Below are 22,784 nucleotides of genomic sequence, written 5' to 3'. Positions count from 1 at the left end.
TGGCAGACTTCGATGAGAAACGGCGGTCGTGATGTCACCACGAAATAAGGATCGACGAGAGTGATGTCGCGCGACCGGGGGTGAATCGTCGGGTCCAGCCGTCAGAGGTCTGCCCGATCGTGAGATTACCTGTATCGGGCCTCAATCCTGTCGCTCGCGGAGTTCGCGGCCGAACGCTTTCGCCATCGCGAGCAGCGTGCCGAGGCCTTTCCGAACGTCCGGGTCCCGAAGCGCCCGCAGCGTATCGAGCAGTCCGGCCGGTTCGGGATCGCTCGCGCCGGCCTCGCCGAGCGCAACCAGGCCGGAATCGAGCACGCGAACCGCTCCGTCGTCGGTCGCACGGTTCGCGAGACCACCGAGCGTCGCGCCCGTCTCGCTCAGCGTGCGGATCGACTCGTCGTCGAGCGCCGCCGTCGCGACCGCGACCAGATCGAGGACGGCGTGCACGTCGTCTGTCCGTTCGAGCAATCGGGCGACGGCCTCGGGGTCGACATCGCTGTCCGCGAGGACCGCTTCGAGGGCGGCCCCGTCGCCAGTCGCGGTCGTGTCGGCCTCCGAGTTCTCAGTCGGGGATTCGTCGGACATTCAGATCATCCCCTGTGCGGTGAGCCAGTACGCACTGTTGTACGCGTGTTTCGTCCAGTGGGTCGCCTGAGATGGGGGCCCAACCTCGGGTTCTGACCCGTAGCTGAACTCGACAAAGGTTGCCTCGTCGAGGCCACTCTCGACGAAACAGACGGTCTTGCCGTGGTACCGTGCCGACGGCGTCCGCCCGTCGAGACGCGCCCGCAGTCGTTTCGCGACGACGCCCGCCTCGTAGTGCGCGACGCTGCCAGCCTTGGAGGTCGGCACGTCAGCCACGTCACCGATGGCGTGGACGTCCTCGACGCCAGTGACTTCGAGGGTATGCCGATCCACGTCGATCCAGCCGTTCTCGCCCAGGCCACTCTCACGGACCAGCGCGCTGCCGGTGTGCGGTGGGATCGTGATCAGGAGGTCGTACTCCAGGGCGGTCCCTTCCATCGACTCGATGACCTGCGCCTCGGGGTCGACCCGCTCGGCGTTGAAAAAGGTCTCCGCGTCGATATCGCGCTCGTCGAACTGCTCGTCGGTCCAGGCCGCGAGCGTCTCCATCCCGTGCGTGCGGTTGATCGGATACGTGTAGGTGACCGAACTCTCCTCGCGGAGGCCCCGCTCGTCGAGCCAGTCCTCGACCATCAGCGTGACCTCGACCGGCGCGGCCGGGCACATGTGCGGCGTGCCGATCACCGAGACGACCACGTCGCCGCCGTCGAAGGCTGCGAGTGCCTCCCGGAGCGCGCGGGCCCCGTCGGGGTCGTAGAACTGGTGGCCACCCTCGGCGAGCCCTTCGACCGTCGAGAGATCGACACCGGTCCCCGTCGCGAGCACGAGTTCGTCGTAGTCGAGACGGGTGCCGTCCGCGAGTGTGAGGGCATGCGCGTCGGTCGCGACGTCGGTGACCCGGGCCTCGACGAACTCGACCCGGCGGTCGAGCAACTCACGGATCGGCCGGCGCGCGTCCGCGACGGTGAGTTCGTCGAACGCGACGTAGAGGAACGCCGGCTTGTACGTCTGCTCGGGCCCGTCGTTGATCACGGTGATCCGATGGGCGTCGGGGTCGGCCAGCGCGTCGACGAGCCGATTCGCGAGCACCGTGCCGCCGGTCCCGCCGCCGACGATGACGACGTGACTCATACGCGAATCGAGATCCGCCAGTGGTCGTCGGCCTGTACGGTGCCGAGATGCTCGTGGCCGGCCTCGTCCAGCCAGTCGGGCACGTCGTTTTTCGAGCCGCTGTCGCCGGTCAACAGGTCGATGACGGTGCCCTCCTCAGACTCTTTGACCGTGCCGATCAGGTCCATCAGCGGTCCGGGGCAGGTCGCCCCACGCGAGTCGACGGTGACGTCGGGGTCGTGTTCACTCATGGGCGAATCACACAAAGACGACCTGTTTGTCCTGCGCGCTGTTCAGGAAGCCGGCGACCCCGAGCGTGTCCACGAACACGTCCGAGAGGTCGTCCGTCTCCAGTCGAAGGAGGTCCATCGCCATCTCGCAGGCGTACACCGTGAGCGGACCGATCGATGCGGCCTGCTCGAACTGTTCGACGAACAGCGGGACCTCGTCGCTCGCGAGCATGGCCTCACCGACGGCGCCCTCCGTCTCGAACGACTCCTCGGCGACGGTCTCGGATTCGAACGCCGTGAGCGCGTTCATCGTGACGAACACCTCGACGGGGATGTCCGAGGAGGCCGCGATGGAGGCGATGGTGCTGACTGCCTGAATCCGTTCGAGTTCGGGGGATGCGAGGACGATTGCATAGCCTGTCATTGTCGTGTCACGCCATCTACTATGGACGCTGGCAATAAAGTATTTCGCAATAGTCCCACAACCATAGAATACCGTTCCTGGCGCGTCGGCGTCGTCGTTCAGCGCCGTATCGGGTACGCCGAGGATGTTTCACTGGCGGGCGGCGATCGATCGACACGATCGAAGACCGTCGGTCTTCAATCGGCCAGTTCGTCGGTAATGCCAGCGGTTAAGACCGTCCATGGGCAACGCTCGGCCGATGACCGACCGCACGCGGATCGCGCTCTGGGGTGGCGTGGCCGTCGTTTTGGCCGCGCTGGCGGTGCCGTGGTTTCTCTGGCGATCGGACACCGTCGTCGCCGCGCTCCCGGTGTGGATCTGGTGGCACATTGTGTGGATGGCGCTGACTGCGCTCGTCTTCTGGACGTTCACCCGGCGCGCGTGGGGGCTCGGGATCGTGGAACTGGACGCAGAGACTCCCGATCCCGACGGCGCTGACGAACGCCCGTACGGAGGTGAGCCGTGAGCGTCGCACTCGATCTGGGCATCGTCGTGGGCTATGCGATCGTCGCGCTCGGGATCGGCCTCGTGGCGTACCGCCTCACCGAGCGCTCCGCCGAGGACTACTATCTCGCGAGTCGAACCATCGGGACGGTCGTCCTCCTCTTTACGACGTTCGCGACGCTCCTCTCGGCGTTCACCTTCTTCGGCGGGCCGAATCTGGCCTACTCCGCGGGCCCCGAGTGGATCCTCGTGATGGGGCTGATGGACGGCGTCCTCTTTGGGATTCTCTGGTACGTCATCGGCGTCAAGCAGTGGGCGATCGGGCAATCGACCGGAGCAGTCACTATCGGGGAGTTGCTCGACGACCAGTTCGACTCGACCGCGCTCCGCGTCCTCGTCGCGACGATCAGCCTGTTCTGGCTCCTCCAGTACATCATGCTCCAGCAGGTCGGGGCGGGCCGGGCGCTCCGGGCGCTGACCGACGGCGTCGTCCCCGTCTGGGCGGGCGCGACGCTGCTGACGGTGTTTATGATCCTCTACGTCGCCATCGCGGGGATGCGCGGGGTCGCCTGGACCGACACGCTCCAGGGCCTCGTCATGCTCGGCGTGATCTGGGTCGCCGTCGCGTGGGTCGCGATCGATGCGGGGGGATTCGGGACGCTGACGAGTGCGGTCGGCGACTCGAACCCCGAATTCCTCGCACTCGGTGGCGGACTGTACAGCCCCCAGTACGTGCTCTCGACGGCGATCACCATCGCGGTCGGCGTGACGATGTTCCCCCAGATCAACCAGCGCTTTTTCGTCGCGCGCAGCCAGCGCGTCCTCAAGCGCACGCTCTCGCTGTGGCCACTCCTGGTCGTGCTCCTCTTCGTGCCCGCGTTCATGCTCGGGACGTGGGCCGCCGGGTTGGGCATCGAGACCACCCCGAACGGCAACATTCTGCCCGCGTTGCTCAACGCCACCACCCCGGGGTGGTTCGCGGCGGTCGTCGTCGCCGGCGCGGTCGCGGCGATGATGTCCTCCAGCGACTCGATGCTCCTCTCGGGATCGTCGTATCTCACCCGCGACCTGTATCGCCCGCTGGTCGGCGGGAGCGAGGCGAGCGAGGATCTGGTCGCCCGGATCGGCGTCGTCGCGCTCGCACTCGTTGCGCTCGTGCTCAGCCTCGGGACCGATCTGACGCTGATCGAACTCGGCGCGCAGGCGTTCAACGGCTACGCCCAGTTGGCGATCCCGGTTGCGCTCGCGCTGTACTGGTCGGGGACGACCGCGCGCGGCATGATCGCGGGGATCCTCGCGGGCGAGTCGGTGTACGTCCTCGATACGTTCTGGGGCCTGCTCCCCGCGGTCGGGGCGCTCCCCGCCGAGAGCCCGATTCCCGCGATCGGAGGCTTCTCGGTCGCGCTGTGGTGTCTCGTGCTCGGGGCAGGGGTGACCGTGGTGGTCTCACGTGACTGGTCGGAGAGGACCGCGCGCGGCACGATCGCCGGGATCCTCGCGGGCGGATCGGTGTTCGTCATCGATGCGTTCTGGCACCGACTGCCGACGGTCGGCCCGCTCCCCGCCGAGAGCCCGATTCCCGCGATCGGCGGCTTCTCGGTCGCGCTATGGTGTCTCGTGCTCGGGGCGGTGGTAGCCGTGGTCGTGTGGCTCCTGACCGATTAGGCGAGGGCCGCGCGCATCTGCTGGGACCCGAGGGCGATCGCATAGACGGCCCCGAGCACGAGGACAATAGTGACCAATATCGAAGCGCCCGCCGGCAAATACGCCATGTTGTGTGGGGAGGCTGCTGGCATCGAACTGAGGCAGATCCCACCGCCGACGAACATAATCGCACTTCTCACCGCCGGTCCGGACGCAATCCTGCCCGTCAGCCCCGCGGCCGCCGCGGCGCTCGCGACCGCGATGCCCATTCCCAGAAGCACGAGCACGACCGCGGCGACCACCAGAAGCGAGGCGTGACCGCCGACGATCGAGAGAAGTGGTTCCAGTGCGACGAGCGCGCCCAGTAGGACGATCCCCAGGCTCGCGACGATCTGCAGCCGTGAGTCCATCGACGGACCTGGGACCGGGGTCCCCAAAGCTGTGCCGGACTGTCAGGTCGGGTCGGTCCGGGTCGTCAGCGAGGCTCGCCGGGCGGGACTGGGCCTCCCCGGACCGTGTCCGATGGCGCGCGACCGACGATCAATCGAGGGCGTCGCTCACCTGGCCCAAGCCCACGAGCACCAACACGCCGGCCGCGAGCGCGAAGAGGGCGGTGGTCGTCGATCCGGCCCCCGGAATCTGGACGAGGACGGTCGCCGCGAGCAGTAGGGAGAGTCCACCCCAGCGCGCAGCCCCGTACTCGACGCGGTCGGTCCGACCCGCGGCGGCGAGCGCGCTCGCGCTCGCGGCGAGGCTGGCCGCAAGGCCGAGCGCGACGGCGGCGACCGCCGACGCCGCGCCAGGCGGGCCAAGGAGCAAGGGGAGACTCGCCAGCGCGACGATCGCACCGCCGAGGGCGACCGCCAGACTCGCGAGCACCTGGACGCGATCGGTCATGGGCGGACTGCGTGGGGCGGCCTCAAGCCCCTATCGACCGACCCCGAGACTGGGCACTTTTACTGGCACCGCTCTATTTTCCGGGCATGCACACCCACATCGTCCCGGTCGGATTCGATTACGACCGGCTGATCGCGCCGCTCGTCCGCGAGCAACTCGACGTGGATCGGGCCATCCTGCTCGAAGGCGCGGTCGGGAGCGAGGCCAACGTCGAGTACTCCCGGACCATCGCGGCGAAACTCGAAACCGACTTCGCGAACCTGCTCGGCGCGGACACCGAGCGCATCTCGATCGCGGACGTCTACGACTACGACGCGGCCTTCGAGCGCGCGTATGGCCTGATCGACGACGAACTCGACCGGGACGCCGACGCCGAGGTGTGGGTGAACATCTCCGCGATGCCTCGAACGGTGAGTTTCGCGTTCGCGACCGCGGCGAACTCGCTGGCGGTCGAACGCGAGGACGACCGCGACCGGATCCACACCTACTACACCGCCCCCGAGAAGTATCTCGAAACCGAACTCGCCGAGGAGTTACAGGCCCAGATCGACCTGCTGGAAGATCTGGAAGTGGAGGGCGACGACCGCATCGCGGAGCGCCTCGCGAGCGCGCGCGATCTGATCGAAGAGTTCGACGAGCGCGGCACGACCATCGGAGCCAAAGAGATCGACGGGCAGTACGTCCTCGAACTTCCGGTCGCCTCGTTTTCGAACGTCAAGCCCTTCGAGGAGGTCATCCTCTTCACGCTGGGCGATCAGGGCCCCTTCGAATCGGTCTCGGAACTTGCCCAGTCGCTCGCCCGCGAACTCGGCGAGGAGTACACCGACAGCTTCCGGTCGAAAGTGCTGTACAACGTCGATCGACTCGGCCCGGGCGGGAAAGGCTACATCGAACAGGACGAACACGGGAAATCGTATCGGACGCGCCTCTCACGGATCGGTGAGTTGTGGGTCCGCGCGCACTCCTCGAACGGCGAGTCGGTGAGCCCCGAAAACCTCTAGGCGTCGACGGCGTTGAGCGTCTCGGCCAACTCCTCCTGTTCGGCCAACTCTTGGAGCACGTCACTCCCACCGACGAACTCGCCGTCGACGTACACCTGGGGGATGGTCTCCCACCCGCTGTGTTCCTCAAGGGCCGCACGATAGGCCGACAGTTCGTCGAGGACGTTCACCGCCGCGAAATCGTCGCGGCGCTCACCGATCAGGCCGACCGCGCGCTGGGAGAACCCACACTGCGGGCGCTCGGGTGTGCCCTTGATGAAACAGATCACTTCGTGATCCGCGATCGCTGCGTCGACGTCGGTCTGGATATCGGACGTGTCGGGTGTCATCGTCTGGGCGAGGCCGGCCAGAGGGGAAAAAGCGCGGTCGCCGGCAGCACGGTCCGGTTTTCGTGACTGCGTCACAGACTACCGCGAGCCGTGGTTCCAGTCCGCGAGGATCACTCGTCGAGTTCGTCGGGTGTGCGCGCCGTGATCTTCAGCGCGTGGATCTCTCTGGTCAGCAGGTCACCCACGGCGTCGCGAACGCGGTCGTGTCTGTCGAGCGTGTCCATACCTTCGAAGGCGGGCGAGACGACGCCAGCGGCGAGATGATCGTCGTCGTGCGGTCGCGGCGCGGTCACGGTCACGTCGGCGTCCTCGAAGTCGGCGGCGATCCGGGCTTCCAGATCGGCGTGGTCCATGGTGGATAGGGGGCCGCCGGCGACCAGGCCGTTCGGGTCGCGGCAAGCGTGGGCGAGACCCGACTCGAAACACTCAATCCGGGCGCGCGCTCAATCGCTATTATGCGACGGACTGGGCCGTCCATGGGGTGGATCGCGGCACCGATCGAACCCGCCGGTCGGCCACCCGTAGTAGGGGCCCACTGAGCCCCCTCTTTCTCACGTCGACCCGAAATTCGCCTCGCTGCCGATCGCCACACACCAGAAAATCATGAGCCACGACGACACGCCATCGACGACCGACGCACTGCCCGACGACTACGATCCCCGCCAGGTCGAACCCGACTGGCAATCGCGGTGGGTCGAGGCGGACACCTACGCCTACGACGCGCCGAGCGACGCGGCCGTCGACGCGGACACCGTCTTCGCGATCGACACGCCGCCGCCCACCGTCTCGGGCGACCTCCACATGGGCCACCTGTATCAGTTCACCCTCCAGGACTTCGTCGCACGCTATCGGCGGATGTCCGAGGACGCGGTCTACTTCCCCTTCGGCTTCGACGACAACGGCATCGCCTCCGAGCGACTCACCGAGCGCGAACTCGGGGTGCGTCACGGCGACTTCGAGCGCCAGGCGTTCCAGGCGAAATGCCGCGACGTCTGTGCCGAATACGAGGAGTCGTTCACCGAGGACGTCCAGTCGCTGGCGATCTCCGTGGACTGGTCGAACACCTACCAGACGATCGAGCCGCGAGTCCAGCGCATCTCACAGCTCTCCTTTCTCGATCTGTACGAACAGGGTCGGGAGTACCGCCAGCGCGCACCGACGATCTGGTGTCCGGACTGTGAGACCGCGATCAGCCAGGTCGAACAGGAGGACATCGACAAATCGACGCAGTTCAACGACATCGCCTTCCCGCTGGTGGCGGACGGGTCGGGGCCGGTCGAGAACGAAACGCTGACCATCTCGACGACACGGCCCGAACTCCTGCCCGCGTGTGTCTCGATTTTCGTCCACCCCGAGGACGACGCGAATGCCCACCTCGTCGGCGGCACCGCCGAAGTCCCACTCTTTGGCCAGGAGGTGCCGATCATCGAAGACGATCGCGTGGACCAGGAGACCGGCAGCGGGATCGTGATGTGCTGTACGTTCGGGGATCAGACCGACATCGAGTGGTACCAGGCCCACGACCTCCCGCTGCGCATCGCCATCGACGAGTCCGGGACGATGACCGATCGCGCGGGCGAGTACGAAGGCTTGAGCACCGAACAGGCCCGCGACGCGATCCTCGACGACCTCGACGCGGCGGGCCACCTCCTCGAACAGCGCGACCACGACCACTCGGTCCAGGTTCACGAGCGCTGCGAGCACGAAGTCGAGTATCTCGTCACCGAGCAGTGGTACGTCGAGTTGCTCGACCGCAAAGACGAGTACCTCGACGCCGCCCGCGAGATGGACTGGTTCCCCGAGAAGATGATCAGCCGGTACCAGCACTGGATCGAGGGGCTCGAATGGGACTGGTGTATCTCCCGGCAGCGCGACTCGGGCATTCCGTTCCCCGTCTGGTACTGTGGGTCGTGTGGCGAACCGATCTTTGCGGAGAAGGCGGCCCTTCCGGTCGATCCCATCGCCGACGACCCGCCGGTCGAGGCCTGTCCCGAGTGTGGGCACGACGACTTCGAGGCCGAAGAGGACGTCTTCGACACGTGGGCGACGTCGTCGCTGACGCCGCTGATCAACGCCGGGTGGGACTGGGATAGCGACGCCGAGGAGTTCACCTTCGAGAACCCGGAACTCTACCCCTCGACGCTCCGCCCGCAGGGCCACGACATCATTTCGTTCTGGTTATTCCACACAATCGTCAAATGCTACGAACACACCGGTGCGGTGCCTTTCGAGACGGTGATGGTCAACGGGATGGTGCTGGACGAGCACCGCGAGGCGATGTCGAAATCCAAGGGCAACGTCGTCCACCCCGACGAAGTCCTGGAGCGGTTCCCCGTCGACGCCGCGCGGTACTGGGCCGCGGGCACGTCGATCGGTGACGACTTCCCGTTCAAGGAAAACGACCTCGAAGCGGGCGAGCGCCTCCTCCAGAAGCTCTGGAACGCCTCGCGACTGGTCGATCAACAGACCCCCGCCGAGCGGCCCGCGAAGCCCGACGAGTTGCGCGCGATCGATCGCTGGCTGCTCGCCGGGCTCGATCGGACCGTCGCGAGCGTCACCGCGAAGCTCGACGACTACGAATTCTCGAAGGCGCGCGACGAGTTGCGCACCTTCTTCTGGTCGACGTTCTGTGACGACTACCTCGAAATCGCCAAGCAGCGCGACGATGCGTCCGCCGCGTACACGCTCGATCACGCCCACCGCACCTTCCTGAAACTGTTCGCGCCGCTCGTCCCCCACGTCACCGAGGAGTTGTGGCACTACCTGTATGCAGACGGCGACGCGGGCGACACAGACTCGATCCACACCGCCGACTGGCCCACCCCAGAGGGCTTCGACGCCGACCTCGCGGCGGGCGAGACCGCGATGGGCGTCATCGGCGCGCTCCGGGGGTACAAGACCGACCAGGGCCTCGCGCTGAACGAACCGCTCGACCGCGTCACCGTGTACAGCGAGGACGACCTCGCGGCCTTCGGTGACGCCATCGCGGGCGCGATGCACGTCGACACGTTCGACGTGCTCGAATCGGCGCCCGAGATCACCGAATCGATCGCAGACGTCGATCTGGACTACGCGACCGTCGGCCCCGAGTACGGCGAGCAGGTCGGGGAGATCGAGCACGCCATCGCAGACGGCGAGTTCGAGGTGACGGCCGAGGGCCTCGAACTCGCGGGCGTCACGCTCGACGACGCGATGTTCGAGATCCAGCGCGAACAGACCTACTCGGGCGACGGGGAGATGATCGACTGCGAGGACGCCGTCGTGATCGTTGGGTGATGCGGTAGAGGTTTGTCGTCCATAGCAGAATCTGCCCATTGTCGGTAGCAAGACTGTTTGACTGTCAGCGACCATGCGGTCGAATTCGTTTCATTCACGACAAGCCAACAAGTGCCGGATGGGCTGTGCCGCTCGTACCCGACTAAAAGGATGAAAATTTACGAGTGATTCGGATATTATTCAAGATGCAACAGTATTTTCATCCAGTGCCACGCGAACCGATGACCCTAGCATGACTAGAAGAGCTGCAATTACGACAGATAAGCCACCGCCAACTCCCCAGACTACCGCCGGGGCAAAGATAATAAACAAAATAATCAAAAAGGAGACGAGATTGAATACGTACGATCCAGAGTCGTTTCGGTGGTCCAGAATCATCACAACAACGGCCCCCAAACCTCCAACCACGAGTCCAAGAGACGATGTTGCGTAGTCTCCAGCAAAAAGAGCAATTACAGCCCCGAACAGCAGAATCACCGGCCAAACCGACCAGAGGTATCGTTTTGTTGCACCCATGAGTATATCGTACATTTTCATACTGATAATATATCACTATTTCGCTTTTCAGGGACCCAGTCTATCAAGCCACAGCCATCAGATTTCTGATAGAACTGTCGTTGGCCCAATATATTATTCATTGTGGATATTGGGTTGAGGATAATTGGCAATGTGAAGAGGGCTATCAAGATTCTTCATCCGAAAAGTCGAGAAACCGCGATTCCGCGTCTTCGGGCGGTCGGGCACACGCCTCCCGCCGGCCGAAGACGCGGTATCGGTAGGTCGCTACCAAATCGTAGACCGCATCCCGAATGGGGCGCGGGACGACACGAGCGTAGGAGAGCAGTCGGTAGACACCGCCGAGGCGGCGGAGAATCCGGAGCGCAGCGTCCGAGCGCGTATAACAGTCGCCATCCTCGACCAGGACGACCGAATCGAACGCCTCGGTCGGCAACTCGTACGCCTCGCTCACGGACTGACCGACCGCCGACTGCAGCGAGGCGAACCGGAACACGCCCTCGGGGTCGCGCGGCAGAATGAACTGGACGACCGCGTTACAGAGATTGCAGACGCCGTCGAACAGGACGACTGGATGGTCGTCGGGGAGCGCGTCCGGTGGCTCGGCCATACGAGATCGTTCGCGGCCCACACAGTTGGCTGTTGGTGCGGGCGGGGTCGGCCCAGCACGGTGCTCCCCGATCACCCCTCCTTTTTGACCCAGTCCCCGACGCGACCCCATGCGCGAACCCATCCACACCGACGACGCACCGAACGCGGTCGGCGCGTACAGCCAGGCGGTCGCGACGTCAGATCGAGTGTACACCGCCGGGCAGATCCCCGCGACGCCCGACGGCACCGTGCTCGACGACGCGCCGATCGACGAGCAAGCGGCCCAGGCCATCGACAACCTCGCGGCGGTGCTCGCGGCTGCCGGCACGGGCCTCGACGCATTGCTCGACGTGACGATCTACCTGGCCGATATCGAGGACTTCGAGGCGGTCGACGCGGTGTACGCCGACCGCATTGGCGATCGGCCCCCGGCCCGGAGCGCCGTCGGCGTCGAGGACCTGCCGAAAGGTGTCGGCATCGAAATCGAGGGCGTCGCCCAGCGCTAGTACGACCGGTAGAGGTCGCGCAGGTCGTCACGGAAAAAGAGTGCGCGCTGGTATCGATCGTCAGGGTCGGGCGCGAGCGCGCGACCGAGCACGTCGTCGATGGCGGCGGGGACGGCCACCAGTTCCGACGGCGGCGTCGGTCGCTCGAAGTCCGCTGGCGAGCGGTCGCGGTGGTCGGCCCCGAACGGGCGCTCGCCCGTCACGAGTTCGTAGAGGACCGTCCCGAGTTGAAAGACGTCGGTGCGCTCGTCGGCCGTCTCGCCCGCCAACTGTTCGGGCGCCCCATTGCGCGGGTGTGTGGCGAGCGCGAGGTCGTCGGTGTCGCGTTGGGCGCGCCCGACCGCCCAGTCGGTGACGCGGGGCACGTCCCAGGCGTCCTCGACCGACCGAAAGAGGACGTTCGACGGGGTGATCCGGCCGTGGATCACGTCCTGACGGTGGGCGTGCCAGACCGCGTCAGCGATCGCCGCCGCAGTCCAGAGCGCCTGATCGGTCGGGAGTCGGCCCGCGCGCTCGTCGATCCGACCCCCGTCGAGGTACTCGACTGCGATCCAGGGTTCGGGGTCGGTCCCGTGGTCGACGACGCCCGCGACGTGGTCGTGATCCGCGACCGAAATCCAGGTATCGACGGCGGCGTCGATGTCCGCCTCGACTCGAAATCGCTTGAGTGCGATCTGGCGCTCGCGATCGGTGACCGCGGCGAGCGCGCGCTCGACGACACTCGTCCCCGAGGTGCCGACGACGGCCTGTGGCTCGTAGGCGGTCGGCGAGAGCGAGAGTCGTGGCGCACGCGGGACGACCGCCGGCGGGCGGACGGCGAGTGCGCCCGGGCGCTCGGCCCGGCGGTCCGCACGGTCGAGCGTTCTGTCGAGGGCCTCCCGGAGCGACGCGATTCGACCGCCGACGTCGAGGTCGTGGCCCGCGGCCGCGCGTTCGACCAAAGCGAGTGTCTCACAGGCGTCGGTCGCGATCGTGCGCGCCGCCCCGAACGCGCCACCGTCGAGTTCGCCACGCGCGGCGGCGCGCTGGTCAGCGACGTCGGTGAGAACGCCATCGAGACGGTCGTACGGGGCGCGTTTCGCGCGCACCTCGCGTAAGGCGGCCTCGACACTTTCGAGGCGGCCCACGATAGCGTCACCGCGCGTCTCGCGCACGACGAGGTGTTTGGTGTTCGGAAGCTCCGCCGCTCGATCGCGGGCCGCCCGGAAGTCCTCGCGTGCGCCATCGAACGCCGCGACCGCGGCGGGATAGTCGTTGTCGGCCCGCGCGGATTCGGCGGCCTCGACGCGCGCTTCGGCCCGACGAAGCCGGTCGATCAGCGCGCGATGGTCCTGGTCGTCGGAAATGGGCCGGTCGGCGTCTGAATCGGCCCTTTCGCCGCCTCCCGGATCCGACTCGCCGGCGACCGATCGCGATCGGTCGGCCTCGGTTTCGAGGCCCGCCGCGGACTCTCCGCGCGATTCGGTGGTACTCCCCTCCGAGCGACCGCGATCGGCCCGACGGGCCGTCAGCCACCGCACGACGCCCGGATCGATCGCCCCTCGCCCCCGCCCCAGCGCCCACGATCGACGATATCCCACCATGACGATTATCTATGGAATATTGAGCGCGTAATATACAAAGTGTTCGCATTCGTGTTATTCGTGAAGAACGAGTCCCCGTCCCGACTGGCGGCCGTCGGCCCACAGTTACGAGACGCTGGCCTCAGGTCCGGATTCCCGGCGCTGGACGCGCCAGACACCGACCACGACGAGTGCCGCCAGGATCGTGAGGACGAGCGCCCCGAGCGCCGCGAGGTCGTGGGCAGCGAGTGTGTGATCGTACCCCGCGCCCGTCCACTCCGCGGCGAGGCGGGTGTGGGTCGGCGGGCCGAGGACGGCGGTGTAGTCCGCGATGTCCTGAAGGGCGTACCAGCCGAGGGCGATCGCGATCGCCCGCGGCGTGAACCGGGCGTACCGGTGGACGACGAACGCCTCGACGGCCATCAGCAGGTGTGAGCCGATCAGAAACCAGTACAGCCAGGGCGCGACGTGGCCGGGCCCGTTGATCACCAGTTGGACGTAGGGCGTCCAGAGGCCGAGTTTCAGACAGCCGACGACCGCGAGGACGTGCAGCCAGTCGGGATGGTGGGCCCACTCCCGATCCGGATCGAGTCGCCAGACGATCAAAGACAGCGCGATCAACAGCGTCGCGACCGGCGAGTCCGGGATCAAGGGGAGCTGCCAGAGCGGGGCCGCGCCGAGGTGGCCCTCCAGAAGTGGGGCGGCGAGGTCGGTCGGCCGGCCGGCGTAGTACCAGACCCCGAAGGCGGTCCCGACGAGGTTGACGATCGCGATCGGCCAGGCCAGGCGGAGCCCCCAGTCTTCGAGCCAGCGCGGCAGCGGCGCGACCCACCGCGGGCGCTCGGGCGTCGCGGGCGGCGTGGGCGTTCGGGCCAGGAGTTCCGCGCGCAGGCGACCGATAGCGGACACGCCCCGAGTGGGGTGCGGCGTGGCAAAAGCGATTGTGGTCGGGCACGCCGAGGGGCCAGCGGCGGGCGTTCGGACGGAACACCTGCCCGGTGGACAGGGTCAAGTGCGTCCGTTGAGAAGCACCACCTATGTCAGAACCGACGGATCTCGAAACGCTGCGGCGCGGGACCGAGATGGTCAAACGCGGCTTCGCGAAGATGCAGAAAGGCGGCGTCATCATGGACGTCGTCGACCCCGAACAGGCCCAACTCGCGGAGGAGGTCGGCGCGGTCGCCGTCATGGCGCTCGAAGCCGTCCCCGCAGACATCCGCAAGCGCGGTGGCGTCGCCCGGATGGCCGACCCCGCCGACGTCGCGGAAATCGTCGATTCGGTGTCGATCCCCGTGATGGGCAAAGCCCGGATCGGGCACACCAAAGAGGCCGCGATCCTCCAGTCGGTCGGCGTCGACATGATCGACGAAAGCGAGGTGCTCACGCCCGCCGACGACCGGTATCACATCGACAAGCGATCCTTTACCGCGCCCTTTGTCTGTGGGGCGCGCAATCTGGGAGAGGCGCTGCGCCGGATCGACGAGGGCGCGGCGATGATCCGGACGAAAGGCGAGGCCGGGACGGGCGACGTCAACCAGGCCGTCCACCACCAGCGCAACATCAAAGGCGCGATCCGGAAACTGGAGGGCATGACCCACCAGGAACGCGAGAAGTGGGCCCGCGAGCACGAGGCCCCCGCCGAGTTGGTCCACGAGGCCGCCGAGATGGGCCGTCTGCCGGTCGTCAACTTCGCCGCCGGTGGGATCGCGACGCCCGCCGACGCCGCGTTGATGATGCACCACGACTGTGACGGCATCTTCGTCGGCTCGGGTATCTTCGGTGCGGAAGACCCCGAGGAGATGGGCCGAGCGATCGTCGACGCGGTCAACAACTACGACGACCCCGACGCGCTCGCGGAGATCTCCAGCGACATCGGGTCGGGCATGCGCGGCGACGCGAACGCCGACCTGCCCGACGAGGAAAAGCTGCAGGATCGCGGCGTCTGAGTCGAGCGGCGACAGTCACTCACAGAGGACCGGATCCCGGGTCGTCGGCCGTCACCGCCGAACTCATCGGTCGCGACGCTGGTCGACGATCGAGGCCGAATCACGAGCGGTCGAACCTACGACCAGCGCGCGCCGACCGGGCCGTTGCTCCCCGCCCACCCGACGGACACGGACGCCGCCTCGGGGTCCAGATCCTGCGGCACCTCACAGATCGCCCAGCCCTCGACGTAGTGGTTCGGCCTGAGTCCACTCGTCGGATCGTACAGTCGCCCCTGAACCGGGAACTGAATCTCGGACGCAGTGGCCGACACTCGCGTACCGTTGTAGGCGTTGCCGCCGGCCTGGACGGTGACCTGATCGAGTGGCGGAATCGGTTTGGACGACCCCGTGTCGTTCAGCACGCCAAGCCGGACGAACGCGAACTGGTTGCCGGTGTCGGGCGAGTGGTTGATGTGGGCGTCCCAGACCCCGAGGACGGTCACGCGATCGGCCGTCGTGATCTCGTGGACGGTCATGTTGACGTCCGAGGGGAGTTCGAGCGTGGTGCCCAACTCCAGGCTGGCGGCTTCGACCGTGGTGACGGCCGTCTCGGTACCGACCTGCACCCGCAGGTCTCCGAGCGCGTCGGCGGGGACCGTGAAATTCTGCGATCGAGTCCGGTTCGCGGGCACGTCGACCGTCAGCCGCTCCGTGCGGTTCTCGCCGTGAGAGGGCTGGATCGTCGCCGCTTCCGCCCAAGAGCCGTTGCTCCCGCCGTCGTTCCGGAACGCCACGTCGACGGTCACGTTCTCACCGATGGAGACGTTCCCCGCCGCTTCGATCTCGTCGACGCCGATGTCGGGTAGCGTCGCGGGGTCGATCTCCGTGCGCCACTCCGCGACCGTCTCGGAGTCGGACTCGTCTTCGGGCGGGAGGGTGACCGAGACGCGTGGCGACGACCAGTCGTCGGGGGCCTCGAAGACGATCCAGCCCTCGGTGCTCGTGCCCGGCTTGGCGTCTCCAACCGGTTCGAGCACCGGGCCCGAGACGGGCGAGACGAACCGATCGCCGGCCTCCAGGTCAGTCACTGGCTGGACCTGATCGCCGCCGTGGAGGAGAGCGAGCCCCTCGACACCGGGCAGTTCGGTGACGCCCTCCGTGTTCGTCGCGGTCACGTGCGCGAAGACGAACATCGACCCCGAATCGGCCTGGCGGACCGTCTCGTCGGCCGTCTCGTATCGGCGGGCGATGTCGACGCGGTCGACGAGGTACTCGATCTGGCGGTGGTCGACGTACTCCGTTCCGACCGTCACGTTCGTCGCGTCCCCGAACGGGAGTGCGCCACCGCCCGTTCCCGTACACCCGCCGAGCGCTGCGATCGACACCGTCGAAAGCGTTGCGAGGTAATCACGTCGGTCCATACTCTCGCCATTCACCGGGCTCTGTTGAACCTACCGGTGTCCACGCGCGGGCCGTCGGGCGATCGAGGGGCCGATCGATCGCTCCCCGACCCCGTTGACACGCGATCGGCCGACTGCGAGTCGCCCAGTGGAAACGTTCGAGTGGGTCGCCCCGAAACGGGCGTGCATGGCCGCATCCGGCGAGAGAGTGCGATGAATCGCGCGACGCTCTGGCGACTGCTCCCCGAGCCGATTCGGGAAGTGCCCGCCGACCTGGCCGCGATCGCCGTCTGGACGGTCGTGACCGCGTTCGTCGTGTTCGTCCCACCGATCGACGAGACGCCGATCCGCGCGGCGATCGGCGTCACGTTCGTCCTCGTCGCGCCGGGGTACGCACTCGTCGCCGCACTGTTCCCGGACGATCGGGCGATCGACGGCCTGGAGCGGGCGGCACTCGCGATCGGGACCTCGATCGCGGTCGTCGCGCTCCTCGGCCTCGCACTGTCGGTGACGCCGTGGGGGCTGCGGACCGTCCCGATCGTCGTCGCGCACGGTGGCCTGACGCTCGCGCTGACGGCGATCGCCGTCCAGCGCCGTCGGGACTGTACGCCCGACGATCGGTTTCGCGTCCCCTATCGCGCGTGGGTCGCGGACGCTCGCGCGGAACTGTTCCACCCGGACTCGCGGGCCGACGCCGCGTTGAACGTCCTCTTGATCGCCTCGCTATTGCTCGCGACCGCTTCGGTCGGGTGGGCGGTGTTCGTCCCCCACCAGGGCGAGGGGTTCACCGAGTTCTACCTGCTGACCGAGGGCGACGACGGCGCGCTGGTCGCCGACGACTACCCCACCGAGATGGTCGACGGCGAGGCCGCGACGCTGATCGTCGGGATCGGCAATCACGAGCACGAACCGGTCAACTACGGCGTCGTCGGGCAACTCCAGGAGGTCCGCATCGAGAACCGGACCGTCGAGGATCGCCCGAACGCGTCCGGGACCGCCACGCCGACCACCGCCCCCGCGGTGATCGTCGAGCAACGGGAGGAGGTCGCGCGCTTCGAGACGACGCTGGGCGACAACGAGACCGCCCACCGCGCCGTGAGCGTCACGCCGCGCACGACCGGCACGGAGTTGCGTCTGCAATGGCTGCTCTATCGCGACGGGATTCCAGAGAAGCCGACCGACGCGACGGCGTATCGGACGCTGCATCTCTGGGTGAACGTCAGCGCGGCGGGCGGAGACAGCGCGCCGATGGCAGCGATCGCCCAGCCGGCGCAGTAGTGGGCCGCTTCGGGAACGCTTAAGACCGAGCAGTACCTCGGTGCGGACACGATGACACGACAGGAGGATTCGTCGGATTCCCCGGCGGGTCGAGTTCTTCCAGGGCACTCTGGATAGCACCTCGGAAATTACCGAGGCACGAATTTTCGACACCACGTTGCGCGACGGTGAACAGTCACCCGGCACCTCGTTTTCCTACGAGGACAAACGGGAGATAGCCACGCTGCTCGACGAGATGGGCACCCACGTCATCGAGGCGGGGTTCCCCGTAAACAGCGAGGCGGAGTTCGAGGCCGTCCGCGACATCCAGGCCGCCACGTCGACGACGGTCTGTGGACTGGCTCGCGTCGTCGAGGCCGACGTCGAGGCCGCACTCGACTCGGGTGTCGACCTGGTGCACGTGTTCGTCTCGACCAGCGACATCCAGTTGCAGGACTCGATGCACGCTTCCCGCGAGGAGGCCAAAGCACGCGCGGTCGAGTCCGTCGAGCGCGTGACAGACGCGGGCGTCGAGTGTATGTTCTCGCCGATGGACGCCACCCGGACCGACGAGGAGTTTCTCGTCGAAGTCGTGGAGGCCGTCACGGAGGCGGGCGCGGACTGGATCAACGTCCCCGACACGACCGGCGTCGCGACGCCCGGTCGATTCCGCGAGTTGATCGAGACCGTCACCGCGCACACGGACGCCCGCGTGGACGTCCACACCCACGACGACTTCGGGCTGGCGACGGCGAACGCGCTCGCGGGCATGGAAGGCGGCGCGGCCCAGGCCCAGGTCAGCGTCAACGGCATCGGTGAGCGGGCGGGCAACGCCGCCTACGAAGAGCTCGTCATGGCCTTAGAGAGCCTCTACGACGTGGACACGGGGATCGAGACCACGTCGATTACGGAGCTCTCGCAGCTGATCGAATCGAAGAGTTCGATCGACGTCCCGGGCAACAAGCCCGTCGTCGGCTCGAACGCGTTCTCACACGAGAGCGGCATCCACGCCGCGGGCGTCATCGAGAACACCGACACGTTCGAACCCGGCGTGATGACCCCCGAGATGGTGGGGGCCGAACGCGAACTCGTCCTCGGCAAACACACGGGCCAACACTCCGTTCGCGAGCGCCTGAAAGACGCGGGCTACGAGCCCAGCGAGCGTGACGTCGAGCAGGTCACCCGGCGGGTCAAAGACTACGGCGCCCAGGACCGCGAGGTCACGATGGAGGTTCTCGAACGATTTGCCGACGACGTCGGCGTCGCTCAGGCCACCGAAGAGGTCACAGCGTGAGCGCCCACGTCGTCGGGTCGCCGACTCCCCAGCGGCAGTGCTCGCACTCCGGGTGCGGACCGGGACGCCCGCAGACGCCGGACTGTGACGGATCCACACGGAAAATTTATTACGAATCGTCCGTTCGGTCAGTATACGATGGCCCGATCGAGTGGCCCGGCGCGTTCGCTCGCCCTCGTTCTCGTAGGGGCGCTCTAGCCCCACCTCTCTTCACCCTCGATTCCGGCCGTATCGTTCGACGCCCGACCGACGGGCCAACCACCTCACAGCCCACAGACCCATGAGCGAGCGAGCACTCCACACAGACGACGAATCACCGATGAGCGAACAGGAACCGACACCAGACGACACGACAGGGGAGCAGACGACGACCGACGGCGGGTCGGCGGCCGAACCCACCGACGCCGGCTTCGACGATCCCACGACTGGCGCGGAAGCCGTCGTCGCCGCCCTCGAACAGTCGGGCGTCGAGACGGCCTTTGGCGTCCAGGGCGGCGCGATCATGCCCGTCTACGACAAGCTGTACGACTCGACGATCACCCACGTGACGATGGCCCACGAGCAGGGCGCGGCCCACGCCGCCGACGCGTACGGCATCGTCTCCGGCGATCCGGGCGTGGCGTTTGCGACCTCGGGCCCTGGCGCGACGAATCTCATCACCGGCATCGCAGACGCGTCGATGGATTCGGATCCGCTGATCGCGCTGACGGGCCAGGTCGCGACCGACTTCGTCGGCAACGACGCCTTCCAGGAGGTCGACACCGTCGGCATCACCCAGCCGATCACCAAATCCAACTACTTCGCGGACGACCCGGCGACGATCGGGTCGACCGTCGGCGAGGCGTTCGACCTGGCCGACGCCCACCGCCAGGGGCCCACGCTGGTCGACCTGCCCAAAGACGTCACGCAAGCCGACGTCGCGGACGCCATCGTCGAGGGTGGGACACCCGAGACCTACGAGACCCAACTCACGGCCGACGAGTCGACCGTCGCGGCGGCCGCCGACGCGCTCGGTGAGGCCGAACGCCCGGTCATCCTCGCGGGCGGCGGCGTCATCAAAAGCGACGCCAGCGACGCGCTCCGATCGTTCGCCCGGCAGTACGAGATCCCCGTCATCACGACGATGCCCGGGCTGGGATCGTTCCCCGAGACCGACAATCTGGCGCTGGGCATGGCCGGGATGCACGGCACGGGCGCGGCGAATCTGGCGATCACGAACACCGACTACCTCCTGGGGATCGGCACGCGGTTCGACGACCGCCTGACCGGCGGCGTCGAGACGTTCGCGCCCGACGCCGCGATCGCGCACGTCGACATCGATCCCGCGGAGATCTCGAAGATCATCGAGGCCGACTACCCGCTGGTCGGTGACGCCGGGGCAGTCATCGACCAACTCGACGCCGCGCTCGACGGGCCGCCCGACGCCGACGACTGGCGGGCGACCTGTCGGGGCTGGACCGAGGAGTACCCCCTGGACTACGAGACCCCCGACGACGAACCGCTCAAACCCCAGTACGTCGTCGAGCGGTTCGACGCGATCGCCGACGACGACGCGATCGTCACGACCGGCGTCGGCCAACACCAGATGTGGGGCTGTCAGTACTGGACGTTCGAGTCGCCCCGGACGTGGGTGTCCTCGAACGGCCTGGGGACGATGGGCTACGGCGTCCCCTCCGCGATCGGCGCGAAAGTCGCCGCGCCCGACCGCGAGGTCGTCACCTTCGACGGCGACGGCTCCTTTTTGATGACCGTCCACGAGCTGTCGGTCGCCGTCCGGGAGAACCTCGATATCACGTACGTCGTGCTGAACAACGAGGCCGTCGGGATGGTTCGCCAGTGGCAGGACGGCTTTTACGAGGGCCGCCGGATGGCCTCCGAATATCCGTGGGTCCCCGAGTTCGACAAACTCGCCGAGGCGTTCGGCGCACGGGGCTTCCGGCTGGAAGACGAGAGCGACGTCGACGAGACCATCGAGGCCGCACGCGCCTACGACGGCCCGGCGGTCATCGACGCGATCATCGACCCCGGCGAGGACGTCTACCCGATGGTCCCCAGCGGGGGCGACAACGGCCTGTTCGCGCTGACCGAGGCCCAACTGGAGGGGCTGTAATGCCGGGTGGACTGCCAGGGCCCGCGCCCGAGGATCGAATGCGCCCGCAGGGCCGGCGCAACAGCCAGGGCATCCGGGTCGACCCCGAAGTCGAGGTGACCCACGAACCCCGCCACGCCGTGCTCTCGACGCTGGTCGAACACGAACCGGGCGTCCTCGCGGAGATTTCCGGACTGTTCAGCCGACGGCAGTTCAACATCGAAAGTCTGACCGTCGGGGCGACGACAGATCCGGACGTCGCGCGGATGACGATCGTGATCGAAGAGCCCGAACCCGGCGTCGTGCAGGCGAAAAAGCAGCTTCGCAAGCTCGTGCCGGTCATCTCGGTGCGCGAACTCGAAATCGAGGCGACGCGCCGGGAACTCGCCCTCATCAAGGTCGCCAACGACCACCCCGACCGGGTGCAGGCGATGGCCGAGATGTACGACGGCCAGGCCGTCGACGCCTCGCCCGAGGCCGTCACCGTCGAGATCACCGGCAGCGAGCAGAAGATCGACGCCGCGATCGAGGCCTTCGATCAGTTCGACATCCACGAACTCGCCCGGACGGGTGCGGCCGCACTCGATCGGGGGACGACGACGCTGAATCACGACTGAACGACGATTCACGACACAATACAGATCCACGACCGATATACCATGACCGAGAATCTGAACGCGACCGTCTATCGCGACGACGACGCCGACGTATCGACACTCGAGGACACCACCGTAGCCGTGCTGGGCTTCGGCAGCCAGGGCCACGCTCACGCCCAGAACCTCGCGGACAGCGGGGTCGACGTGATCGTGGGCCTGCCCGAGGGCAACCCCGACCGCCCGGCCGCCGAGGATGCGGGCCTGCCCGTCGAGACGCCCGCCGACGCCGCCGCGGCCGCCGACGTGGTCTCCGTGCTCGTCCCGGACACGATCCAGCCCGCAGTGTACGACGAGATTGCCGAGGAACTCGACGCCGGTGACACCATCCAGTTCGCCCACGGGTTCAACATCCACTACGGCCAGATCGAACCGCCCGAAGACGTGAACGTCACGATGGTCGCGCCGAAATCGCCGGGCCATCTCGTTCGCCGGACCTACGAGAACGGCGAGGGTGTCCCCGGCCTGGTCGCGGTCGAGCAGGACGCGACCGGCGACGCCTTCGATCGCGCGCTCGCCTACGCGAAAGCGATCGGCTGTACGCGCGCGGGCGTCATCGAGACCACGTTCGCCGAGGAGACCGAGACCGACCTGTTCGGCGAGCAGGCCGTCCTCTGTGGCGGCGTCACGGCGATGATGAAAGCCGGCTACGACACGCTCGTCGAGGCGGGCTACAGCGAGGAGATGGCGTACTTCGAGGTCATGAACGAGATGAAGCTCATCGTCGATTTGATCTACGAGGGCGGGCTCTCGGGCATGTGGGATTCGGTCTCCGACACCGCCGAGTACGGCGGGCTGACCCGCGGCGAGTACGTCATCGACGAGGAAGCGAAAGCAGGCATGGAACAGATCCTCGAGGAGGTCCAGGACGGCACGTTCGCCCGCGAGTGGATCACCGAGAACCAGACCAATCGTCCCAGCTACAAACAGCTGCACGACGCCGAGGCCGACCACGACATCGAACGGGTCGGCGCGGACCTGCGTGAGCTGTTCAGCTGGGCCGAGGAGTAAT

At 67.0% G+C, this 22,784-nt stretch carries 23 protein-coding genes and 1 pseudogene; 11 read left to right on the top strand and 13 right to left on the bottom strand.

What is annotated here, in order from left to right:
* Positions 1–141: 141 nt before the first annotated feature.
* Genes HARCEL1_RS01405 through HARCEL1_RS01390 form a run of 4 tightly spaced genes read right to left on the bottom strand, consistent with a single transcriptional unit; the run spans position 142 to position 2,349 of the window.
* Positions 142–585 (bottom strand): DUF1641 domain-containing protein, encoded by a 444-nt coding sequence (locus HARCEL1_RS01405; protein ID WP_108380835.1) that lies wholly within the window; start codon positions 583–585, stop codon positions 142–144.
* On the bottom strand, positions 586–1,716 hold the full coding sequence (locus HARCEL1_RS01400) for an NAD(P)/FAD-dependent oxidoreductase (protein WP_108380834.1): 1,131 nt from the start codon (positions 1,714–1,716) through the stop codon (positions 586–588). It abuts the gene before it with no gap.
* Positions 1,713–1,946 (bottom strand): sulfurtransferase TusA family protein, encoded by a 234-nt coding sequence (locus HARCEL1_RS01395; RefSeq protein ID WP_108380833.1) that lies wholly within the window; start codon positions 1,944–1,946, stop codon positions 1,713–1,715. Before HARCEL1_RS01395 ends, HARCEL1_RS01400 begins: the two co-directional genes overlap by 4 nt.
* A 7-nt stretch (positions 1,947–1,953) precedes the next feature.
* Entirely contained in the window at positions 1,954–2,349 is a 396-nt protein-coding gene (locus HARCEL1_RS01390; protein WP_108380832.1) for a DsrE/DsrF/DrsH-like family protein, read from the bottom strand.
* A 238-nt stretch (positions 2,350–2,587) separates the two neighbouring features.
* Between HARCEL1_RS01390 and HARCEL1_RS01385 the strand changes: the two genes are divergently transcribed.
* Positions 2,588–2,854 carry a DUF3311 domain-containing protein gene (locus HARCEL1_RS01385; protein WP_108384034.1) on the top strand — a complete coding sequence of 89 codons (267 nt, stop codon included), beginning with the start codon at positions 2,588–2,590 and terminating at the stop codon, positions 2,852–2,854.
* A pseudogene (locus tag HARCEL1_RS01380) lies at positions 2,851–4,281 on the top strand (sodium:solute symporter family protein); the annotation flags it as partial. The gene HARCEL1_RS01385 and the pseudogene HARCEL1_RS01380, both read left to right, overlap by 4 nt.
* 212 nt (positions 4,282–4,493) lie before the next feature.
* Here HARCEL1_RS01380 and HARCEL1_RS01375 read toward each other — a convergent pair.
* Both HARCEL1_RS01375 and HARCEL1_RS01370 read right to left on the bottom strand, forming a co-directional pair.
* Positions 4,494–4,886, bottom strand: a complete 393-nt coding sequence (locus HARCEL1_RS01375) for a hypothetical protein (protein WP_108380830.1) — start codon at positions 4,884–4,886, stop codon at positions 4,494–4,496.
* A gap of 130 nt (positions 4,887–5,016) precedes the next feature.
* Positions 5,017–5,373 carry a hypothetical protein gene (locus HARCEL1_RS01370; RefSeq protein ID WP_108380829.1) on the bottom strand — a complete coding sequence of 119 codons (357 nt, stop codon included), beginning with the start codon at positions 5,371–5,373 and terminating at the stop codon, positions 5,017–5,019.
* Between the two features lie 86 nt (positions 5,374–5,459).
* Between HARCEL1_RS01370 and HARCEL1_RS01365 the strand changes: the two genes are divergently transcribed.
* The gene (locus tag HARCEL1_RS01365) at positions 5,460–6,374 is read left to right on the top strand and encodes an HFX_2341 family transcriptional regulator (protein ID WP_108380828.1); all 915 of its coding nucleotides are present in this window, start codon (positions 5,460–5,462) and stop codon (positions 6,372–6,374) included.
* Here HARCEL1_RS01365 and HARCEL1_RS01360 read toward each other — a convergent pair.
* Both HARCEL1_RS01360 and HARCEL1_RS01355 read right to left on the bottom strand, forming a co-directional pair.
* Positions 6,371–6,703, bottom strand: coding sequence for a glutaredoxin family protein (locus tag HARCEL1_RS01360; RefSeq protein WP_108380827.1), 333 nt, complete (start codon positions 6,701–6,703; stop codon positions 6,371–6,373). The genes HARCEL1_RS01365 and HARCEL1_RS01360 overlap by 4 nt on opposite strands.
* 110 nt (positions 6,704–6,813) lie before the next feature.
* Entirely contained in the window at positions 6,814–7,056 is a 243-nt protein-coding gene (locus tag HARCEL1_RS01355; RefSeq protein ID WP_108380826.1) for a BolA/IbaG family iron-sulfur metabolism protein, read from the bottom strand.
* Between the two features lie 250 nt (positions 7,057–7,306).
* Between HARCEL1_RS01355 and HARCEL1_RS01350 the strand changes: the two genes are divergently transcribed.
* Positions 7,307–9,979 (top strand): valine--tRNA ligase, encoded by a 2,673-nt coding sequence (locus HARCEL1_RS01350; protein WP_108380825.1) that lies wholly within the window; start codon positions 7,307–7,309, stop codon positions 9,977–9,979.
* Between the two features lie 180 nt (positions 9,980–10,159).
* On the opposite strand, the gene HARCEL1_RS13250 is transcribed toward HARCEL1_RS01350, so the two are convergent.
* Together HARCEL1_RS13250 and HARCEL1_RS01345 are read right to left on the bottom strand one after the other, a co-directional pair.
* Positions 10,160–10,516: a hypothetical protein gene (locus HARCEL1_RS13250; protein ID WP_159076968.1), complete on the bottom strand. Its 357-nt coding sequence runs from the start codon at positions 10,514–10,516 to the stop codon at positions 10,160–10,162.
* Between the two features lie 145 nt (positions 10,517–10,661).
* On the bottom strand, positions 10,662–11,105 hold the full coding sequence (locus HARCEL1_RS01345; protein WP_108380824.1) for a thiol-disulfide oxidoreductase DCC family protein: 444 nt from the start codon (positions 11,103–11,105) through the stop codon (positions 10,662–10,664).
* 109 nt (positions 11,106–11,214) lie between these two features.
* Between HARCEL1_RS01345 and HARCEL1_RS01340 the strand changes: the two genes are divergently transcribed.
* Positions 11,215–11,592 carry a Rid family detoxifying hydrolase gene (locus HARCEL1_RS01340; protein WP_108380823.1) on the top strand — a complete coding sequence of 126 codons (378 nt, stop codon included), beginning with the start codon at positions 11,215–11,217 and terminating at the stop codon, positions 11,590–11,592.
* Here HARCEL1_RS01340 and HARCEL1_RS01335 read toward each other — a convergent pair.
* The gene (locus tag HARCEL1_RS01335; RefSeq protein WP_108380822.1) at positions 11,589–13,175 is read right to left on the bottom strand and encodes a protein kinase domain-containing protein; all 1,587 of its coding nucleotides are present in this window, start codon (positions 13,173–13,175) and stop codon (positions 11,589–11,591) included. The two genes, HARCEL1_RS01340 and HARCEL1_RS01335, sit on opposite strands and share 4 nt — an antisense overlap.
* Before the next feature lie 105 nt (positions 13,176–13,280).
* Positions 13,281–14,045, bottom strand: a complete 765-nt coding sequence (locus tag HARCEL1_RS01330) for a DUF1405 domain-containing protein (RefSeq protein ID WP_233357431.1) — start codon at positions 14,043–14,045, stop codon at positions 13,281–13,283.
* Between the two features lie 146 nt (positions 14,046–14,191).
* Here HARCEL1_RS01330 and pdxS point away from each other — a divergent pair, with 146 nt between their 5' ends.
* Complete coding sequence (pdxS, locus tag HARCEL1_RS01325; RefSeq protein WP_108380820.1) at positions 14,192–15,100, top strand: pyridoxal 5'-phosphate synthase lyase subunit PdxS; 909 nt, start codon at positions 14,192–14,194, stop codon at positions 15,098–15,100.
* Between the two features lie 116 nt (positions 15,101–15,216).
* Here pdxS and HARCEL1_RS01320 read toward each other — a convergent pair whose 3' ends face one another.
* Positions 15,217–16,500: a hypothetical protein gene (locus HARCEL1_RS01320; protein WP_108380819.1), complete on the bottom strand. Its 1,284-nt coding sequence runs from the start codon at positions 16,498–16,500 to the stop codon at positions 15,217–15,219.
* Positions 16,501–16,692: 192 nt separating this feature from the next.
* On the opposite strand from HARCEL1_RS01320, the gene HARCEL1_RS01315 reads away from it, so the two are divergent.
* The 5 genes from HARCEL1_RS01315 (at position 16,693) to ilvC (ending at position 22,783) form a co-directional block, all read left to right on the top strand.
* Positions 16,693–17,757: a DUF1616 domain-containing protein gene (locus tag HARCEL1_RS01315; protein WP_108384033.1), complete on the top strand. Its 1,065-nt coding sequence runs from the start codon at positions 16,693–16,695 to the stop codon at positions 17,755–17,757.
* A gap of 67 nt (positions 17,758–17,824) precedes the next feature.
* Positions 17,825–19,030 (top strand): LeuA family protein, encoded by a 1,206-nt coding sequence (locus HARCEL1_RS01310; RefSeq protein WP_108380818.1) that lies wholly within the window; start codon positions 17,825–17,827, stop codon positions 19,028–19,030.
* A gap of 319 nt (positions 19,031–19,349) precedes the next feature.
* Positions 19,350–21,140 carry a biosynthetic-type acetolactate synthase large subunit gene (gene ilvB / locus HARCEL1_RS01305; RefSeq protein ID WP_108384032.1) on the top strand — a complete coding sequence of 597 codons (1,791 nt, stop codon included), beginning with the start codon at positions 19,350–19,352 and terminating at the stop codon, positions 21,138–21,140.
* Positions 21,140–21,736: an acetolactate synthase small subunit gene (ilvN, locus tag HARCEL1_RS01300; protein ID WP_174182909.1), complete on the top strand. Its 597-nt coding sequence runs from the start codon at positions 21,140–21,142 to the stop codon at positions 21,734–21,736. Before ilvB ends, ilvN begins: the two co-directional genes overlap by 1 nt.
* A gap of 42 nt (positions 21,737–21,778) precedes the next feature.
* Complete coding sequence (gene ilvC / locus HARCEL1_RS01295) at positions 21,779–22,783, top strand: ketol-acid reductoisomerase (protein WP_108380817.1); 1,005 nt, start codon at positions 21,779–21,781, stop codon at positions 22,781–22,783.
* The last annotated feature ends 1 nt before the right edge of the window (position 22,784 follow it).

This window comes from Halococcoides cellulosivorans, assembly GCF_003058365.1.
In the GTDB taxonomy this organism is placed as follows: domain Archaea; phylum Halobacteriota; class Halobacteria; order Halobacteriales; family Haloarculaceae; genus Halococcoides; species Halococcoides cellulosivorans.
Note: the sequence above shows the minus strand (reverse complement) of the source record. Positions and strands in the feature narration are given on the sequence as shown.

Bases quoted from the DNA above. Each gene is read 5' to 3' on its own strand.
- HARCEL1_RS01405 (WP_108380835.1), bottom strand. From the start codon at position 585: ATGTCCGACGAATCCCCGACTGAGAACTCGGAGGCCGACACGACCGCG.
- HARCEL1_RS01400 (WP_108380834.1), bottom strand. From the start codon at position 1,716: ATGAGTCACGTCGTCATCGTCGGCGGCGGGACCGGCGGCACGGTGCTC.
- HARCEL1_RS01395 (WP_108380833.1), bottom strand. From the start codon at position 1,946: ATGAGTGAACACGACCCCGACGTCACCGTCGACTCGCGTGGGGCGACC.
- HARCEL1_RS01390 (WP_108380832.1), bottom strand. From the start codon at position 2,349: ATGACAGGCTATGCAATCGTCCTCGCATCCCCCGAACTCGAACGGATT.
- HARCEL1_RS01385 (WP_108384034.1), top strand. From the start codon at position 2,588: ATGACCGACCGCACGCGGATCGCGCTCTGGGGTGGCGTGGCCGTCGTT.
- HARCEL1_RS01375 (WP_108380830.1), bottom strand. From the start codon at position 4,886: ATGGACTCACGGCTGCAGATCGTCGCGAGCCTGGGGATCGTCCTACTG.
- HARCEL1_RS01370 (WP_108380829.1), bottom strand. From the start codon at position 5,373: ATGACCGATCGCGTCCAGGTGCTCGCGAGTCTGGCGGTCGCCCTCGGC.
- HARCEL1_RS01365 (WP_108380828.1), top strand. From the start codon at position 5,460: ATGCACACCCACATCGTCCCGGTCGGATTCGATTACGACCGGCTGATC.
- HARCEL1_RS01360 (WP_108380827.1), bottom strand. From the start codon at position 6,703: ATGACACCCGACACGTCCGATATCCAGACCGACGTCGACGCAGCGATC.
- HARCEL1_RS01355 (WP_108380826.1), bottom strand. From the start codon at position 7,056: ATGGACCACGCCGATCTGGAAGCCCGGATCGCCGCCGACTTCGAGGAC.
- HARCEL1_RS01350 (WP_108380825.1), top strand. From the start codon at position 7,307: ATGAGCCACGACGACACGCCATCGACGACCGACGCACTGCCCGACGAC.
- HARCEL1_RS13250 (WP_159076968.1), bottom strand. From the start codon at position 10,516: ATGAAAATGTACGATATACTCATGGGTGCAACAAAACGATACCTCTGG.
- HARCEL1_RS01345 (WP_108380824.1), bottom strand. From the start codon at position 11,105: ATGGCCGAGCCACCGGACGCGCTCCCCGACGACCATCCAGTCGTCCTG.
- HARCEL1_RS01340 (WP_108380823.1), top strand. From the start codon at position 11,215: ATGCGCGAACCCATCCACACCGACGACGCACCGAACGCGGTCGGCGCG.
- HARCEL1_RS01335 (WP_108380822.1), bottom strand. From the start codon at position 13,175: ATGGTGGGATATCGTCGATCGTGGGCGCTGGGGCGGGGGCGAGGGGCG.
- pdxS (WP_108380820.1), top strand. From the start codon at position 14,192: ATGTCAGAACCGACGGATCTCGAAACGCTGCGGCGCGGGACCGAGATG.
- HARCEL1_RS01320 (WP_108380819.1), bottom strand. From the start codon at position 16,500: ATGGACCGACGTGATTACCTCGCAACGCTTTCGACGGTGTCGATCGCA.
- HARCEL1_RS01315 (WP_108384033.1), top strand. From the start codon at position 16,693: ATGAATCGCGCGACGCTCTGGCGACTGCTCCCCGAGCCGATTCGGGAA.
- ilvB (WP_108384032.1), top strand. From the start codon at position 19,350: ATGAGCGAACAGGAACCGACACCAGACGACACGACAGGGGAGCAGACG.
- ilvN (WP_174182909.1), top strand. From the start codon at position 21,140: ATGCCGGGTGGACTGCCAGGGCCCGCGCCCGAGGATCGAATGCGCCCG.
- ilvC (WP_108380817.1), top strand. From the start codon at position 21,779: ATGACCGAGAATCTGAACGCGACCGTCTATCGCGACGACGACGCCGAC.